The sequence below is a fragment of the Kineococcus sp. GCM10028916 genome, from assembly GCF_042674865.1.
Lineage (GTDB): Bacteria > Actinomycetota > Actinomycetes > Actinomycetales > Kineococcaceae > Kineococcus.
Map to the genome: position 1 here is coordinate 753,678 of NZ_JBHTFM010000003.1, position 16,489 is coordinate 770,166.

The window sequence follows — 16,489 nt, forward strand, 5'->3', positions numbered from 1 at the left end:
TGCAAGAATGCGCCGATCACCCCGCGAACAGCGTGGGGACCACGGGGGTGGTGAGGGGGGTCCGACGACCGGCACGGTCGACGGGTCTCACCGGCCTCGACGGCTGTCTTTGGGGGGAACCACGCGTGAAGCTGCGTCGTACGAGTCCTGCGGTGGGAGCACTCACCGTCATGTCCTTCGCGGGGCACGTGATGTACCCGCTGTACCTGCTGGCCAGCGAGCGTCTCGCGCCGCGCAGTCCGTACCGCCCGAAGCCCGGTGAGGCCGACTGGACGTGGGACGACGTCGACGTCCTCATCCCGGCGTTCGGTGAGTCGAGCATCCTCGCCGAGACCGTCCCGCAGCTGCTGGGCGAGGGCGTACCCCTGGACCGCATCACCATCGTCGTGGACGAGGACGAGAAGACCCGCGCCGTGGCCGAGGAACTCGGCTGCCGGGTCGACTGGTCCGCGCAGCGCGCCGGCAAGGCCGCCGCGGTCAACCGCGGCATCGAGAACTCCAAGGCCGACATCGTCGTCCTGCTCGACGCGAACGCCTTCGTGCCGGGGGAGGGGCTGCGCGCGCTCATCGACCGCGTCGCCACCGACCTGCACCTCGCCTCCGGGGTCCGCAAGGAGTCCGGGGCCCAGGACGAAGGTCTGTACTGGCGCTACGAGAACTGGATCAAGCAGACCGAGGCCGGTCGCGGTGGGTCCCTCGCGCTCGTCGGTGAGGCCGTGGCGCTGCGCCGGGAGTCCTTCCGGCCCATCCCGAGGTCCGTCCTCAACGACGACCTCTTCCTCGCCTTCGACTTCGCCCGTCGTGGGCTGAACGTCGGCGTGGTGCCGGAGTGCGTGGCCGTCGAGGACTCCGCCCCGCGCAACGACCAGCTCGAGCGCCGCGTGCGCATCATGAGCGGGCAGCTGCGGCTGTTCTGGGGTTTCCGCCGCTCGTTCGTGTCGGGGGACGACAAGTTCCTGCACTTCGCGATGCACAAGGGGTGGCGTTCCACGCTGGGCCCCGCCGCGCAGCTCACGCTGACCGCGGCCTGCCTGGCCCGGCCCCGGAGCCGGTTCAGCCAGGCGTTCCTGCTCGCCGAGGCCGTCTCGGTCGCGGCCTACCTCAAGGGCGACAAGCTCCAGGGCAGGGCGGCGGCTCCGTTGCGGGTCCTCGGTCAGGCCGTCGGCATGCCGCCGGTCATCTTCGCCCTGTCCATCCCGCGGGCGCTCGGCCGTTCGCGCAGCGGAGCCTGGAAGAAGCGCAGCAGGTGAGTTCTCCCCGCACGGCCTGGGTGGTCGCCAAGCAGCTCCCCGCGAGCACGGACTCCGGTGGGCGCCAGCGCATCCGGGCCGTGATCGACGTGTACGCGCAGGTGTTCGACGAGGTCCACGTGGTGGGTTTCGACACCTGGCCCGGGTGGCGTGAGGTGCTGCCGGGGCACGTGACGGTGCACGAGGTCGCGGCCCCGCGGCCCACGCCCGCCGCGGTCCTGAAGGGCTCGCTGTTCGCGGGGAAGTGGTTCTCGCGCCGGATCCACGACCTGCTCGCGATCGGTGTCCGCTCCGGCGACGTCGTGCACGTCGACTTCCCGCAGATGGCGGTCAACGTGCCGGCCGACGTGCGCATCGACGTCCTCGACCTGCACAACGTCGAGTCCGACCTCATCGCCCGCAGGTTGCGCACCGAGAAGCCGCTCGCGGCCAGGGTGCTCGCCCCCGAGGTGGCGCGCTTCGCCCGGTTCGAGTTCGCGACGGCGCGCCGCGCCGAGCACGTCACGGCCTGCAGCCGACGGGACCAGGAGGTCCTCGCCGCCCGCGGGATCGACAGCACCTTCGTGCCCAACGGCGTCACGAGCGCGCGGCACGTGCCGACGCTCCCGCCGGGTGCGTGCACGGCGTTGTTCGTCGGTGCCCTCGACTACGGCCCCAACAAGGCCGCGCTGCGCTGGTTCCTCGACGAGGTCTGGCCGAAGGTCCTGGCCGGGGTCCCGCAGGCGCGGTTCCTCGCGGTGGGTCGCGGGCTGAGCGCCGCGCACCCGCGTCCGGCCGGTGAGCCGGACGGGGTGGAGTTCCACTCCGACGTCGCCTCCGTCGACCCGTTCTACGAGCGGGCCGACGTGTGCGTCGTGCCGTTGCTCTCGGGGGGCGGGACGAAGATCAAACTCGTGGAGGCGCTGTCCCGCGGCCGGGCCGTCGTCACCACCAGCCTGGGGCTGGAGGGGCTGGAGGAGCACCGTGCGGTGCTCCGCGTGGCCGACGGTGCGGACGCGTTCGCCGCGGCCCTGGTCGAGTTGTTCACCGACCCGGAGCAGGCGGCCGAGCTCGGCGCGGCCGCCGCCGACGTGGCGCAGTCGTTCTCGTGGGAGACCGCGATGACTCCGCTGCGTGACGTGTTGTCTGCTCTTCGTGGTGTTTGAGGCGCAAGAGAGGGGCGTTAGCCCACTCCGGCGAAGTTCACGCTCCGTGTTCGTGGTGCTGTAGTAGCCTCGCGACAGCACCTCGACGGGGAAACCGGTGGCACGGATTCGTGGGGGGTTCGGACCGCCACCGGTGAACGTTCCCCTCGCACCACGGGTGACTTCCCCCACGTGTGACGCCGCCTCCCCGACGAGGTGGGGCAGGCGTCGACGAGACGCAACCGATCCGGTTCCGAGTGAGGGAAAGACATGACCGAAACCGCCAGCACGTCGCAGACGCCCGTGTCCGAGATCCCCGTCGTCATCCTCTGCGGTGGCATGGGCACCCGACTGCGCGAGGCCAGCGAGAAGCTGCCGAAGCCGCTGGTGGACATCGGCGGTCGCCCGATCCTCTGGCACATCATGAAGCTGTACAGCTCCTACGGCTTCCGCAAGTTCGTCCTGTGCCTGGGCTACAAGAGCGACATGATCAAACGTTACTTCCTCGACTACCGGCTCAACGCCGGCGATTTCACGCTGAACCTGTCCACCCAGGACGACCCGACCTTCCACACCAACGGTGTGCAGGAGGACTGGGAGATCACCTTCGTCGAGACCGGTCTGACCACCGCGACGGCCGCCCGCATCAAGCGCGTCGAGCAGCACCTGACGGCCGACAAGTTCGTCCTCACCTACGGCGACGGGCTCGGCGACGTCGACATCGCCAAGACCCTGCGCGACCACGAGGCCGGAGGCCGCCTGGCCACCGTCACCGCGGTGCACCCGAGCTCCCGCTACGGCGAGATGCACGTCACCGGCGACACCGTCAGCGAGTTCAACGAGAAGCCGACGCTGGCCGACGGCTGGGTCAACGGCGGGTTCTTCGTCTTCGACCGCGCGTTCGCGGACAAGTACCTCGAGGACGACCCGGACATGATGCTCGAGCAGAAGCCGCTGCAGACCGTCGCCCGCGACGGCCAGCTGACGGTCTCCCAGCACGAGGGCTACTGGCTGGGCATGGACACCTTCCGGGAGTGGACCGAGTTCAACAAGCTCTGGGACTCCGGCAAGGCGCCGTGGAAGACCTGGGAAGACTGAGAAACCCCCTTCTAGGAACCGGAGAACTGCTGTGAAGATCGTCGTCACCGGGACCGAGGGTTACCTCGGCGCCCTGCTCGCCCCCACCCTGCTCGAGTCCGGCCACTCGGTGCTCGGCATCGACACCGGCTACTACAAGCAGGGCTGGCTCTACAACGGCGTCACCGCCTCGGTCGAGACCCTGGCCAAGGACATCCGCCACGTCACCGTCGAGGACCTCGCGGGCGCCGACGCCGTCGTGCACATGGCGGAGCTGTCCAACGACCCCCTCGGTGAGCTGATCCCCGACGTCACCTACGTGGTGAACCACAAGGGCTCGGTCCGCCTCGCCGAGATCGCCAAGCAGGCGGGGGTGCAGCGCTTCGTCTACATGTCGAGCTGCTCCGTCTACGGCGTGGCCGAGGACACCGTCGACGAGACCTCCGCGGTGAACCCGCAGACGGCCTACGCCGAGTGCAAGGCCCTCGTCGAACGCGACGTCGCGCCGCTGGCCGACGACGACTTCTCGCCGGTGTTCATGCGCAACGCGACCGCCTACGGCGCCTCGCCCCGTCAGCGCTTCGACATCGTGCTGAACAACCTCGCCGGCCTCGCCTACACCACCGGCAAGATCGCCATGACCTCCGACGGTTCGCCCTGGCGCCCGCTGGTCCACGGCCTCGACATCGCCAAGTCGATCCGCGCGGTGCTCGACGCCCCGCGCGAGGCGATCCACAACCAGATCTTCAACGTGGGCGACTCCGAGCAGGTCTACCGCGTCCGCGAGATCGCCGAGGCCGTCGGCCGCGCGCTGCCCGAGGCCGAGATCACCTTCGGCGCCAGCAACAACGGCGACAACCGCAGCTACAAGGTGAACTTCGACAAGATCCACTCGACCCTCGAGGGCTTCTCCTGCGACTGGAACGCCGACAAGGGCGCCCAGCAGCTCATCGACGTCTTCCGGGCGATCGACCTCGACGAGGCGACCTTCACCGGCAAGGGGCACACCCGCCTCAAGCAGCTCGAGCACCTCATCCGCACCGAGCAGCTGGACAAGGAACTCTTCTGGCGCACGCAGCCGGTCTCGGGGATCACCAAGTGAAGATCCAGACCACGCACATCGAGGGCGTCGCGATCATCGACCTCGAGGAGCGCGCGGACGACCGCGGGTTCTTCGCCCGGTCCTTCTGCCGCGACGAGTTCCTCGAAGCCGGCCTGAACCCGGCCGTCGAGCAGTGCAACCTGTCCTTCAACCACAAGGCCGGGACGCTGCGCGGGATGCACACCCAGGTCGACCCGGCCCCGGAGGCGAAGCTGGTGCGCTGCACCGCCGGCGCCATCCAGGACATCATCGTCGACCTGCGCCCGGACTCCCCGACGCGGTTCCAGCACGTCGCGGTGGAGCTCTCCGCCGCGAACCGTCGTGCGCTCTACGTCCCGGAGTACTTCGCCCACGGCTACCTCACGCTGACCGACGGCGCCGAGGTCACCTACCAGGTGAGCCAGAGCTACACCCCGGGCACCGAACGCGGCCTGCGCTTCGACGACCCCGAGCTCGCCCTGCCCTGGGTGCGCGACGTGGCCGTCATCAGCGACAAGGACGCGTCCTGGACGCTGCTCGCGGACGGGGCGGTGCTCTCTTGATCATCGTCGACAAGGCGCTCCAGCAGCGCCAGGCCGAGGGGCGTCCCATCCGGGTCGCGCTCGTCGGTGCCGGGTTCATGGGCCGGGGCTTCGTCAACCAGGTCGTGAACTCCGTGCCCGGCATGGAACTCGTCGCGATCGCCAACCGGACCGTGTCGAAGGCCCGTGACGCCTACGAGCAGGCCGGGGTCACCGGCGTGGTCGAGGCCGACGACGCCGCCGCCGTGGACCGGGCCATCTCCGCCGGGAAGCCCGTCGTGTCGGGTTCCTACGAGGCCGTCGTCGACGCGGGCCAGGTCGAGGCCGTCGTCGAGGCGACCGGGAACACCGAGTACGGCGCGCACGTCGTCGTCCGCGCGATCGAGGCGGGCAAGCACATCGTCCTGCTCAACGCCGAGGTCGACGGGACCGCCGGCCTCGCGCTGCGCACCCGCGCCGAGAAGGCCGGGGTCATCTACACCGGCTGCGACGGCGACCAGCCCGGCGTCCAGATGAACCTCATCCGCTTCGTGCGCTCCATCGGCGTCACGCCGCTGGTGTCGGGGAACATCAAGGGCCTGCAGGACGAGTACCGCAACCCCACCACCCAGGAGGGGTTCGCCAAGCAGTGGGGTCAGGACCCCTACATGGTGACGAGCTTCGCCGACGGCACGAAGGTGTCGTTCGAGCAGGCGCTGGTCGCCAACGCGGCGGGGTTCTCGATCGAGAAGCGCGGCATGCGCGGCGCCGACCACCGCGGTCACGTCGACGAGCTGACGACCATGTACGACGTGGACCAGCTGAAGGAACTCGGCGGCGTCGTCGACTACGTCGTGGGTTCCAAGCCGGGCCCCGGCGTCTACGTCCTCGGCACCCACGACGACCCGAAGCAGCAGCACTACCTGAACCTGTACAAGCTCGGCACCGGGCCGCTGTACTCGTTCTACACGCCGTACCACCTGTGCCACTTCGAGGTCCCCCTCACGGTGGCCCGTGCGGTGCTGTTCGCCGACGCCACGATCGTCCCCGGTGACGAGGTGAAGGTCGAGGTCGTCACCACGGCCAAGACCGACCTCGCCGCGGGCCGGGAGATCGACCGCCTCGGCGGGTACGACACCTACGGCGTGGCCGAGACCTACGCGGCCACCCGGGCGCAGAACCTGCTGCCGATGGGTGTCGCCGAGGGCTGCGTCCTCAAGAACGACGTGAAGAAGGACCAGGTCCTGACCTACGACGACGTGATCCTGCCGGAAGGCCGTCTCATCGACGCCCTCCGAGCGGAACAGGCCGCCCTGCTCGGGAACTGACCCTCTGCTCGGCCCCCGGGTCGGGACCGTTGACGCTTCGGGCCACTAGGTTCGTCCCGTTGCGTCAACGGTCCCGACCCGGGGGCCGCGTTCGTGCAGGGTTAGGGTTCCGGACGTGAACTCCGCAGGCAGGCTCGACGTCGCCGTGGTCGGCGCAGGCCGGGTCGGGCCCGTCCTGGGGGCCGCGTTGCGGGCCGCGGGACACCGGATCACCGGCATCTCCGCGCGGACCCGGGCGAACGCCGAACGCGTCGAGGCCCTGCTGCCCGACGTCCCCTGGATCGAACCGGCCGACGCGTTCGCGGCCGACCTCGTCCTCTTCGCCGTGCCCGACGACGTCCTCGGACCGCTCGTCACCCGGCTCGCCCGCAACGTCCGGGCCGGCCAGCTCGTCGTGCACACCAGCGGTCTGCACGGCACCGGGGTCCTCGACCCCGCCGCCGCGAACGGGGCGCTCCCGCTCGCGCTGCACCCCGCCATGACCTTCACCGGGACCTCGCTGGACCTGCAACGCCTCCTCGGGGCGGCCGTGGCGGTCACCAGCTCCGCCGTCCTCGCGCCCGTCGCCGACGCCATCGTCCGCGAGTGGGGCGCGTCCCCCGTCGCGGTCGCCGACGCGGAACGCGCGCTCTACCACGCCGCCCTGGCCCACGGGTCGAACCACCTGGTCACCCTCGTCGCGCAGGCCCTCGACGCGGCCCGCGCCGCGGTGGGGGACAACGCCGAACGGGTCCTGCGCCCCCTGCTGCAGGCCGCCCTCGAGAACGTGCTCGCCCACGGCGACGAGGCCCTCACCGGACCGGTCGCCCGGGGCGACGCGGGGACCGTCGCGACCCACCTGCGGGTCCTCACCGACCACGACCCGCGGACCGCGGCCACCTACGTCCAGCTGGCGGGGGTCGCGACCGACCGGGCGCAGGCGTCGGGCAGGCTGACCGCCGCGCTCGCCGACGCCGTGCGCACGCAACTGCACCGAACTGGAGAACCGTGAGCCTCACCGTCACCCGGACCCGCGCCGAACTCGCCGCGGCCCGCTCGGCCCTCCAAGGGCCCGTCGCCGTCGTCATGACGATGGGCGCGCTGCACGCCGGGCACGCGGAGCTCATCGCCGAAGCTCGCCGCCGCGCCCCGTCCGTCCTCGTCACGATCTTCCTGAACCCCCTGCAGTTCGGGGCGGGGGAGGACCTGGCCCGCTACCCGCGCACCCTCGACGACGACCTGCGCCTGGCCGAGGCGGCCGGTGCGGACGTCGTGTTCGCCCCCGGCCCCGACGTCGTCTACCCCGACGGCGATCCCGGCGTCCGGGTCGCCGCGGGACCGCTCGGCACGGTCCTCGAGGGAGCGAGTCGTCCCGGCCACTTCGACGGCGTCCTGACCGTCGTCGCGAAGATGTTCCACCTCACCCGCGCCGACCTCGCGTTCTTCGGTCAGAAGGACGCCCAGCAGTTGCTGCTGGTGCGCCGGATGGTGCGCGACCTCGACCTCGGGGTGGACGTCGTCGCCGTCCCCACCGTGCGCGAGGGGGACGGTCTGGCCATGTCGAGCCGCAACCGCTACCTGACCCCCTTCGACCGCGAGGTCGCCCTGGTGCTGCAGAAGGCGCTCACGGCCGGGGCGGCCGCCGCGAGCGAGGGGCCCAGCGCCGTCCGCCGGGCCGCGCGCGACGTCCTCGTCGCCGAACCCGCCGCCCGCGTCGACTACCTCGCCCTCGTCGACCCGCTCGACCTCGCCGACGTGCGCGAGCACTACCGCGGCGACGCGCTGCTCGCCGTCGCGGCCCGGGTGGGTTCGACGCGCCTGATCGACAACGTCCCCCTCGTCGTGGGCCGACCCGACAACTGATCCCGACTAACCTGGAGGCGTGAGCGACACGCAGGCCCCGGACCAGACCGACGCGGCGCAGGGTCCCGACGAGGACTTCGACGACGCCCCCGAACAGGTGCGGGTCCGGCGGGAGAAGCGCGACCGCATCCTCGCCGCGGGAGGTGAGGCGTACCCCGTCTCGGTGCCCCGCACCGGTTCCCTCGCCCAGCTGCGCGAGCAGTACGCCCACCTCGAGGCGGGCGAGGAGACGACCGACCAGGTCGGGATCACCGGACGCGTGGTGTTCCTGCGCGGCACCGGGAAACTGGTGTTCGCGACCCTGCAGGAGGGGGACGGCACCCGGCTGCAGGCCATGGTGTCGCGCGACGGCGTCGGCGAGGACGCGCTCGCGGCGTGGAAGTCCGACGTCGACCTCGGCGACATCGTCTTCGTGCACGGCAACGTCATCTCCTCCAAGCGGGGGGAACTCTCGGTGCTCGCCGACTCCTGGCTGATGGCCTCGAAGTCGTTGCGTCCCTTGCCCGTCCTGCACAAGGAACTGTCCGAGGAGACCCGCGTCCGGCAGCGCTACGTCGACCTCATCGTCCGCGAGGCGGCCCGCACGAACGTCCGGGCCCGCTCGAACGTCGTCCGTGCGGTGCGCCGGACGCTGGAGGACCGCGGGTTCCTCGAGGTCGAGACGCCGATGCTGCAGACCCTGCACGGCGGGGCCAGTGCGCGCCCGTTCGTGACGCACTCGAACGCGTTCGACACCGACCTCTACCTGCGCATCGCGCCGGAGCTGTTCCTCAAGCGCTGCGTCGTCGGCGGCATCGAACGCGTCTTCGAGATCAACCGGAACTTCCGCAACGAGGGCGCCGACTCCACCCACTCGCCCGAGTTCGCGATGCTCGAGACCTACCAGGCCTGGGGCGACTACGACTCGATCGGCCGGCTCACCCAGGACCTGATCCAGAACGCCGCCACCGAGGCGTTCGGGACCCAGCAGGTCACCCTCGCCGACGGCTCGGCCTACGACCTCGGCGGGGAGTGGGCCGCCATCTCCATGTACCCCTCGCTCTCGGAGTCCCTGGGGGAGGAGATCACCCCGGAAACCTCCCGGGAACACCTCCTCGCCGTGGCGGAACGCCTGGGAATCAGCGTCGACGCGGTGCGCTGGACCCACGGAAAGCTCGTCGAGGAACTCTGGGAACACCGGATCGCTGATTCCCTGCATTCCCCGACGTTCGTCCGCGACTTCCCCGTCGAAACGTCGCCGTTGGTGCGTGCGCACCGGGAACTCCCGGGTGTCGTGGAGAAGTGGGACCTCTACGTCCGCGGATTCGAGCTCGCCACCGGGTATTCCGAGCTCGTCGACCCCGTCGTGCAGCGGGAACGGTTCGTGGAACAGGCCCGCCTCGCCGACCTCGGCGACGACGAGGCCATGCGCATCGACGAGGACTTCCTGCAGGCCCAGGAGCACGGGATGCCGCCGACGGGCGGCATGGGCATGGGCATCGACCGCCTCCTGATGGCCTTCACCGGCCTCGGGATCCGCGAAACCATCACGTTCCCGCTGGTCAAGCCCCGCTGAACGCAGGACGCCGGAGCGGCCCGGCGGACGTAAGCTTGCGGTCGTGGACTACCTCGCCGCCCTGCTGCCGTCCGTCGGGCTCTGCGCCCTGTTCGCGCTGCTGATGCGGTCGATCCTGCACGCCGACCGGCGTGAACGGGCGGCCGAGGCGAAGGTCCGGGCCGAGGGCCGCGCGAAGGCGGAAAGCGCGAACGGCACCGACCGGCCTTCCTGAACGTCTTTTCCCTTTCTCGCGGGTTGATTTGACCCGGTGCGTCGGAATGCGTCAGAGTGACGCAGGTCCGGCGCACTTTCGCGTTCGGGCGCTGATTCTTCGTGAAAGGTTGCCCACTCATGGCGCAGAAGGTGCAGGTCCTCCTCGTCGACGACATCGACGACGGTGACGCCTCGGAGACGTTGACCTTCTCCCTCGACGGGGTCAACTACGAGATCGACCTCTCCGACGAGCACGCCTCGGCGCTGCGCGAGGCCTTCGCCCCCTGGGTCGGGCACGCCCGCCGCGTGAGCGGTCGCGCCGCCGGCGGTCGCCGTTCGAGCACGCCGCGTCCCGCCGCCGCCGCGAAGCCCGCCGGCAGCGGTCCCGACCGCGACACCGGCGAGGTCCGCACCTGGGCCCGCGAGAACGGCTACACGGTCTCCGACCGCGGCCGCATCTCCGCCGAGATCCTCCAGGCCTACGACGACGCCCACTAGGAGGGAGCGCCGCTGACGCGCGGCGCCCCACCCGTTCGAACGGAAGGCCCCCGCCCTCGTGCCGCGCACGGGATCGGGGGCCTCCCGTCGTCCGGCGCGCCGCCGGGCCACCCTGCGGTCGGGGCCAGGGTCTGCGCTCGCACCTTCGGCAGGACGGGTCCCGCACCCATCGGTGGATGCCGAGGCCGGTCACGGCCCGTGAGGATGAGGGACGTCAGCACGTCCACCCCCAGAAGGGTCATCCCATGATCGAGGCGGTCGGCCTGCGCAAGGTCTACGGCAAGAAGGTCGCGGTGCACGACCTCAGCTTCACCGTGCGCCCAGGCATCGTCACCGGTTTCCTCGGGCCGAACGGCTCCGGCAAGTCCACGACGATGCGCATGATCGTCGGCCTGGACCGCCCGACCGCCGGTCAGGTGCTCGTCGACGGCAAGCCCTTCAGCGCGCACAGCGCGCCGCTGTCCTCGGTCGGGGCCCTGCTGGACGCCAAGGCCGTGCACACCGGCCGCTCCGCCTACCGGCACCTGCAGGCCATGGCCGCGACCGCGGGCATCGGTGCCTCCCGCGTCGACGAGGTCATCGACCTCGTCGGCCTGCGCGAGGTCGCCCGCAAGCGCGCCGGCGGGTTCTCCCTCGGGATGGGGCAGCGCCTCGGGATCGCCTCCGCGCTGCTGGGTGATCCGAGCACCGTCATGTTCGACGAGCCGGTCAACGGCCTCGACCCCGACGGCATCCTCTGGATCCGCAACCTCATGAAGGAGCTCGCCCGTCAGGGCCGGGCCGTCTTCGTGTCCTCGCACCTCATGAGCGAGATGGCGCTGACCGCCGAGCACCTCGTCGTCATCGGCAAGGGCCGGCTCATCGCGAACGAGACGGTGCGCGACTTCATCGCCCGGGTCCAGCCGCGCGGTGTGACCGTCCGGTCCCCGCAGGCCGAGCAGTTGCGCGACCTGGTCACCTCCGGCGGGGGGACGCTCACGGTCCTGGAGGACGGCAGCTGGGACGTGCGGGGGATGTCCGCGCAGGCCGTCGGCGACGCCGCGGCCGTCCGCGGGGTCGCCCTGCACGAACTCACCACCGTCAAGGCCTCCCTCGAGGAGGCGTTCATGGAACTCACCGCGGGCGCCGTGGAGTACCAGGCGCACGGACCCGCCGTTCCCGGGGACACCGCCGACGTTCCCGAACCCGCCCAGAGCCGACAGGAGGTGTCGCGGTGAGCGCGACCGTCGAGGTCCAGCAGTTCCGCCCCGTCGAGCACCGGGTGACCTTCCCCGGGCTGGTCCGTTCGGAGTGGATCAAGTTCTGGAGCGTCCGTTCCGTCGTCATGACGATGGCGGCGTCGTTCCTCGCCACGATCGGCATCGGCGTCGCGTTCTCGTTCGCGGCCCGCTCGATCATGAGCTCGGCCGACCCGACGCAGGGCCCTCCGGGCCTCGACGCTCTGGCCGCCAGCACGACGGGTGCGCAGATCGCCACCCTCGTCGTCGCGTCGGTCGGGGTCATCGTGATCGCGGGGGAGTTCTCCACCGGGATGATCCGCACGTCCTTCGTCACGGCTCCCGGCCGCCTCGGGGTCTTCTTCGCCAAGGCCCTGGTGCTCGCGGTCACCGTCGCGGTGGTCCTGGGCGTCGCGGTGTTCGTGGCGTTCCTCCTGGGTCAGGCGATCCTGAACACCCGGGACTTCGGGATCTCCATCGGCGACGCAGGGGTGCTGCGGGCGCTGCTCGGAACCGTCGCCCTCCTGGTCGGTGTCGCCCTGGCCGGCCTCGGGCTGGGCGCGCTGATGCGGAACTCCGCCGGCGCGATCTGCACGGTGGTGGCTGCGATCTTCGTCGTCCCGCCGTTGCTCCAGCTCGTCCCGGACAGCTGGGGTGGCGACACCGTCAACGAGTACTTCTTCACCAACACGACGAACAACCTCGTCTCCGTCTCCGACGCCCCGGGTTTCCTCCCGCCGGGCGCCGGTCTCGCGGTGTTCGCCGTCTGGGTCGCCGTCCTGCTCGGGGTCGGCGCGCTCTCGGTGAAGACCCGCGACGTCTGATCAGTTCCCGGAGGAGGCCCGGACGACGAGTTCGGGCAGGTAGAGGACCTGCCGGTCGTGGTGCACGACCGGCAGGTCCCCGTCGTCCTCCCCGCGGTTCTCCGCGCCGTTCTCCGCGTCCGGGGTCCCGTTCAACAGCATCCGGATCGCCGAGCGGCCCAGGACCTCCTTCGGTGTGCGGACGGAGCTCAGGGGAACCGTTGCGGCGGCAGCGAAGTCGATGTCGTCGTAGCCCACGATCGCGAGGTCGTCGGGCACCTTGAGACCCCGCTGCACGACCTCCTGCAGGACGCCGATGGCGATGAGGTCGTTCAGGCAGAACACCGCGGTGGGGCGGTCCGGGGGTGACCAGCCGGCCAACCGGATCCCCTGCCGTCGACCGTTGTCGATGTCCAGGCGGTCCACGACGATCTCGACGAGGGTCTCCAGGGGCAGGCCGGCCGCGGCCACCGCCCGTCGGGCGCCCTCGAAGCGCTGGTCGACCTGGGTGAAACCGCGCGGTCCGCCGACGACCGCGATCCTGCGGTGACCGGACTCGAGCAGGTGCGCGGTCGCGAGCCGGCCGCCCTCGACGTCGTCGACCGACACCGAGCGGGTCGCCCCGTCGGGATCGTCGCGGTCGACGAGGACGAGCGGGACGTCGAGCGTGCGGAGTTCGGCGAGGCGCTGCTCGGAGGTGTCGACGGGGGAGAGCGCGATCCCGGCCACCCGCTGCTGGCGGAGCATCTCGAGGTGGCGACGTTCGCGCTCGACGTCCTGGGCGCTGCTGCAGAGCAGCAGGGTGTGCCCGCCCGCCTCGGCCGTCTCCTCGGCTCCGCGGGCGAGTTCGGAGAAGAAGGGGTTGGCGAGGTCGAGGACGACCAGCGCGATGAACCGGCTGCGGCCGACGCGGAGCTGGCGGGCGGACTCGTTGCGGACGTAGCCGAGGGTGCGGATCGCCTCGAGGACCTTGATCCGGTTCGGCTCCGACACGGACGAGGGCCGGTTGAGCACGTTGCTGACGGTGCCGATGGACACCCCGGCCCGGGCGGCGACGTCCTTGATGCTCACGCCCGACATGGCACGAACCCTAGCTCAAAGCTTCTAGAAAGATCACTCTCTGTGTAAGCCTCGTACACGGAAACGGAGGGCTGGGGCGGCGTACTCCTCGAGGGCGTGTGCCATCCACCCCGCACAGCGCGCCACCTCGAAGAGGAGCTCGCCCACCTCGCCCGGCAACCCGTGGGCGTGGGTGAAGGCCGCGAGACCCAGGTCCACGTTGGGGAAGGCGCCCGCACCGTGGACGCGGACCACCCGCTCGAGCACCGCGGGCAGGACCTCCGCGACGGGGGCGGTCGGCCACGCCGTCAGCACCGTCGCCAGCAACTCCTCGGCCCTCGGGTCCGACGTCGCGTGCACCACGTGCCCGAACCCGGGAGGGCGCACCCCGGGCTCCACGACGAGGGACCCGCCCAGGGCGTCGGCGAGGAAGCGGTGGGCCCCCGAGACGGCCCCCGCGTGCAGCGGCCCGTCCGCCGCACCGAGCGCCGCCGACAGCACCGACGTCAGCGGTGCCCGGGCGCTCGCCGCCACCCGGGCCGCGACCGTCGAGACCGCGAGGCCGTGGTCGGCCAGCAGGACCAGCGGCGCGTCCAGGCGCACCCCGGGGGCGCCCGCCGCCGCCGCGAGCCCCTCGCCCACGGACGGCCCCGGAGCCAGGGCCCCCAGGACGGAGCCGAGGACGACCTCCGGGGAGCTCAGCGCACCACCGAGCGCACCACCGAGCGCACCCCCGAGCGCGCCCACGACGCTCACCGCCACGCGGAGCCGGTCCGGCAGCCGGCACCCCGCCGGCAGGGCGTCGAGCACCACACGCGCCTGCCGGCTGAGCTCCGCGTCCCCCGCGAAGGGACCCGGCGTCGCGGTGCCGGACCACAGCAGCCGCGCGACGGCCTCGAAGGAGTGCCCGCGGGAGAGCTCGACCGCGTCGTGGCCGCGGTAGCGCAACCGGTCGCCGTCGATCGAGGTCAGCGCGCTGCGGACCGTCTCCACGGCCCCCACGGGGCGGCGGCCGCTGCGCCCGCGCCCGGCCAGCGCGTCGACCTCGGCCGCGTCGAACCGGCTGCCCCGGCCGTCGGTGGCGGGGTGGGAGAGCAGCTGCCCGCGGCTCACGTAGGCGTAGAGCGTGGCGACCTTCACCCCGAGGCGGTGCGCCGCCTCGGCGGTCGTCAGCAGTTCACCCACGGTTGATCGGATCAACGTTGACGCCGCCACGTCAAGGCGCGGACGGTGACGGGCATGACGCTGACGAGCGAGGTCCCCGCGGGGTTGCGCGGTGTGGTGGTCACGACGACCGCGCTCGGTGACGTGCGCGGTGACGAGGGGTTCTTCCACTACCGGCAGTACTCGGCCATCGACCTGGCCCGCCACCGCAGCGTCGAGGACGTGTGGTTCCTGCTGCACCGCGGCGCGCTGCCCACGCCGCTGGAGGCGCAGGGCTTCCTGGCCGAGGTCGCCGCCCAGCGGCACCTGCCCGCGGTGCTGGCGGACGCGCTGCCGGTCGTCGCGGCCGCCGGGGGTCCGCTGCTGAGCGGGCTGCGCACGGCGCTGTCCCTGCTCGGCGCCGCCGAGGGGTTCCGGCCCGTCTACGACCTGGACCCCGCCGCCCGGGCCGCCGACGCGCTGCGGGTCTGCGCGCTGACCCCGACCGTCCTGGCCGCCCTGCACCGCCTCCGTTCCGGGGCGGAGCCCGTGGCCCCCCGCGAGGACTTCGACGCGGCGGCGAACTGGCTGTGGATGCTGACCGGTCGCGAGCCCGCGCCCGAGCACGTCCGGGCGATCCGTCGCTACCTGGTGAGCACCGTCGACCACGGCTTCAACGCCTCGACCTTCACCGCCCGCGTGGTCGCCTCCACCGGGGCGGACGTCGCCGCCGCCGTCGTGGCCGCGCTCGGAGCGTTCTCCGGGCCGTTGCACGGGGGTGCCCCGGACCGGGCCCTCGCGGCGCTGGAGGAGATCGGTACGCCGGGGCGCGCCGAGCAGTGGGTGCGCGACCAGCTCGCCGCCGGCGGCCGGGTCATGGGGTTCGGCCACGCCGTCTACCGGACCCGCGACCCCCGCGCCGTCCTGCTCCGCGAGACCGCCCTCGAGCTCGGCGGGGACCTCGCCGAGCTCGCCGCGGCGGTGGAGGACCGGGTCGTGGCGGTGCTCGCCGAGCTCAAGCCCGGCCGGTCGCTGCACGCCAACGTCGAGTACTACGCCGGGGTCGTGATGGCCCAGGCGGGGCTCGACCCCTCGCTCTTCACCCCGACCTTCGCGACCAGCCGGGTGATCGGCTGGTGCGCCAACGTCCTCGAGCAGGCGCAGGACCCCCGCATCATCCGGCCCGCCGCGCGCTACGACGGGCCGCCGGCGCCCTCACCGTTGCCCGGACAGGACGCCTAGCGGGAACCGCCGCTCCACCCGCCAGCCGCCGGGGCGGTGCTCGCCGGCGAGCAGGGTGAGCTCGCGCACCCGGGTCCGCACCGGCAGTCGGGCCCCGACGTCGGTGCGGGCAGCCTCGAGGTCCGCCGCCGAGGGGTGGTCGGCGACGGTGAGGTGCGGGACGACGTCGTCGAAGCCGCCGTGCGCGCCGCCGTAGGGCAGGGCCTGCGGGAAGCGGTCGCCGACGGCCCGGGTCAGGGTGCGGAACGGCTCGGCCGGCTCGGGGGCGAGCCACAGGACGTCCGTGCCGAAGGTCGCGGTGCGAGCCAGCTCGACGTCGACCGCGGGGGTGCCCGCCGCGATCGCGGTCAGGACCGCGAACGCGGCGTCGTCCAGCGCCTCGAGCGGCACGAACGGGTACAGCACGGTGACGTGCGCGGGCACGCCCCAGGCGGCGGCCGGGTCGAGGCGGTCCCGCCACCGCCCGACGACGGGCTCGGCCTCGGGGACCAGGACGAGCAGGGCGGTGTCCACGCCGCCACCCTGAAGCAGCGCCTCCCGGCCGCGCAACGGCG

The 16,489-nt window shown here is 72.0% G+C and carries 17 protein-coding genes; 14 read left to right on the forward strand and 3 right to left on the reverse strand.

Annotated features, from left to right (window positions below):
- Window positions 1–152 precede the first annotated feature (152 nt).
- The 13 genes from ACFQ46_RS06155 to ACFQ46_RS06215 all read left to right on the forward strand — a co-directional run bounded on the left by ACFQ46_RS06155 (window position 153) and on the right by ACFQ46_RS06215 (window position 12,512).
- A complete protein-coding gene (locus tag ACFQ46_RS06155; RefSeq protein WP_380258181.1) occupies window positions 153–1,250 on the forward strand; it encodes a glycosyltransferase in 1,098 nt (365 codons plus the stop codon).
- Window positions 1,247–2,395, forward strand: a complete 1,149-nt coding sequence (locus ACFQ46_RS06160; RefSeq protein WP_380258183.1) for a glycosyltransferase — start codon at window positions 1,247–1,249, stop codon at window positions 2,393–2,395. Before ACFQ46_RS06155 ends, ACFQ46_RS06160 begins: the two co-directional genes overlap by 4 nt.
- A gap of 249 nt (window positions 2,396–2,644) precedes the next feature.
- Window positions 2,645–3,472 carry a glucose-1-phosphate cytidylyltransferase gene (locus ACFQ46_RS06165; protein WP_328294510.1) on the forward strand — a complete coding sequence of 276 codons (828 nt, stop codon included), beginning with the start codon at window positions 2,645–2,647 and terminating at the stop codon, window positions 3,470–3,472.
- A gap of 31 nt (window positions 3,473–3,503) precedes the next feature.
- Window positions 3,504–4,553, forward strand: coding sequence for an NAD-dependent epimerase/dehydratase family protein (locus tag ACFQ46_RS06170; RefSeq protein ID WP_380258185.1), 1,050 nt, complete (start codon window positions 3,504–3,506; stop codon window positions 4,551–4,553).
- Complete coding sequence (locus ACFQ46_RS06175; protein ID WP_328294512.1) at window positions 4,550–5,095, forward strand: dTDP-4-dehydrorhamnose 3,5-epimerase; 546 nt, start codon at window positions 4,550–4,552, stop codon at window positions 5,093–5,095. Before ACFQ46_RS06170 ends, ACFQ46_RS06175 begins: the two co-directional genes overlap by 4 nt.
- On the forward strand, window positions 5,092–6,381 hold the full coding sequence (locus ACFQ46_RS06180; RefSeq protein ID WP_380258187.1) for an NAD(P)H-dependent oxidoreductase: 1,290 nt from the start codon (window positions 5,092–5,094) through the stop codon (window positions 6,379–6,381). Before ACFQ46_RS06175 ends, ACFQ46_RS06180 begins: the two co-directional genes overlap by 4 nt.
- Before the next feature lie 115 nt (window positions 6,382–6,496).
- Complete coding sequence (locus tag ACFQ46_RS06185) at window positions 6,497–7,372, forward strand: Rossmann-like and DUF2520 domain-containing protein (protein ID WP_380258189.1); 876 nt, start codon at window positions 6,497–6,499, stop codon at window positions 7,370–7,372.
- Complete coding sequence (gene panC, locus ACFQ46_RS06190; protein ID WP_380258191.1) at window positions 7,369–8,223, forward strand: pantoate--beta-alanine ligase; 855 nt, start codon at window positions 7,369–7,371, stop codon at window positions 8,221–8,223. Before ACFQ46_RS06185 ends, panC begins: the two co-directional genes overlap by 4 nt.
- 19 nt (window positions 8,224–8,242) lie before the next feature.
- Entirely contained in the window at window positions 8,243–9,778 is a 1,536-nt protein-coding gene (gene lysS / locus ACFQ46_RS06195) for a lysine--tRNA ligase (RefSeq protein ID WP_380258193.1), read from the forward strand.
- A gap of 43 nt (window positions 9,779–9,821) precedes the next feature.
- Entirely contained in the window at window positions 9,822–9,992 is a 171-nt protein-coding gene (locus tag ACFQ46_RS06200; protein WP_328294517.1) for a hypothetical protein, read from the forward strand.
- A 119-nt stretch (window positions 9,993–10,111) separates the two neighbouring features.
- Window positions 10,112–10,471 carry an Lsr2 family protein gene (locus ACFQ46_RS06205; RefSeq protein WP_380258195.1) on the forward strand — a complete coding sequence of 120 codons (360 nt, stop codon included), beginning with the start codon at window positions 10,112–10,114 and terminating at the stop codon, window positions 10,469–10,471.
- A 245-nt stretch (window positions 10,472–10,716) separates the two neighbouring features.
- Window positions 10,717–11,688 (forward strand): ABC transporter ATP-binding protein, encoded by a 972-nt coding sequence (locus ACFQ46_RS06210; protein ID WP_380258197.1) that lies wholly within the window; start codon window positions 10,717–10,719, stop codon window positions 11,686–11,688.
- On the forward strand, window positions 11,685–12,512 hold the full coding sequence (locus ACFQ46_RS06215; RefSeq protein WP_380258199.1) for an ABC transporter permease: 828 nt from the start codon (window positions 11,685–11,687) through the stop codon (window positions 12,510–12,512). The genes ACFQ46_RS06210 and ACFQ46_RS06215 overlap by 4 nt, the downstream gene beginning before the upstream one ends.
- On the opposite strand, the gene ACFQ46_RS06220 is transcribed toward ACFQ46_RS06215, so the two are convergent.
- Together ACFQ46_RS06220 and ACFQ46_RS06225 are read right to left on the reverse strand one after the other, a co-directional pair.
- Complete coding sequence (locus ACFQ46_RS06220) at window positions 12,513–13,571, reverse strand: LacI family DNA-binding transcriptional regulator (RefSeq protein ID WP_380258201.1); 1,059 nt, start codon at window positions 13,569–13,571, stop codon at window positions 12,513–12,515.
- A gap of 33 nt (window positions 13,572–13,604) precedes the next feature.
- The gene (locus ACFQ46_RS06225; protein ID WP_380258203.1) at window positions 13,605–14,735 is read right to left on the reverse strand and encodes a citrate synthase; all 1,131 of its coding nucleotides are present in this window, start codon (window positions 14,733–14,735) and stop codon (window positions 13,605–13,607) included.
- A gap of 54 nt (window positions 14,736–14,789) precedes the next feature.
- Here ACFQ46_RS06225 and ACFQ46_RS06230 point away from each other — a divergent pair, with 54 nt between their 5' ends.
- A complete protein-coding gene (locus ACFQ46_RS06230) occupies window positions 14,790–15,935 on the forward strand; it encodes a citrate/2-methylcitrate synthase (protein WP_380258205.1) in 1,146 nt (381 codons plus the stop codon).
- On the opposite strand, the gene ACFQ46_RS06235 is transcribed toward ACFQ46_RS06230, so the two are convergent.
- Window positions 15,909–16,448: a 2'-5' RNA ligase family protein gene (locus tag ACFQ46_RS06235; protein WP_380258207.1), complete on the reverse strand. Its 540-nt coding sequence runs from the start codon at window positions 16,446–16,448 to the stop codon at window positions 15,909–15,911. The two genes, ACFQ46_RS06230 and ACFQ46_RS06235, sit on opposite strands and share 27 nt — an antisense overlap.
- Window positions 16,449–16,489 lie beyond the last annotated feature (41 nt).

Coding starts and splice junctions, on each gene's coding strand:
- ACFQ46_RS06165 (WP_328294510.1), top strand. CDS start 2,645: ATGACCGAAACCGCCAGCACGTCGCAGACGCCCGTGTCCGAGATCCCC.
- ACFQ46_RS06205 (WP_380258195.1), top strand. CDS start 10,112: ATGGCGCAGAAGGTGCAGGTCCTCCTCGTCGACGACATCGACGACGGT.
- ACFQ46_RS06210 (WP_380258197.1), top strand. CDS start 10,717: ATGATCGAGGCGGTCGGCCTGCGCAAGGTCTACGGCAAGAAGGTCGCG.
- ACFQ46_RS06220 (WP_380258201.1), bottom strand. CDS start 13,571: ATGTCGGGCGTGAGCATCAAGGACGTCGCCGCCCGGGCCGGGGTGTCC.
- ACFQ46_RS06230 (WP_380258205.1), top strand. CDS start 14,790: ATGACGCTGACGAGCGAGGTCCCCGCGGGGTTGCGCGGTGTGGTGGTC.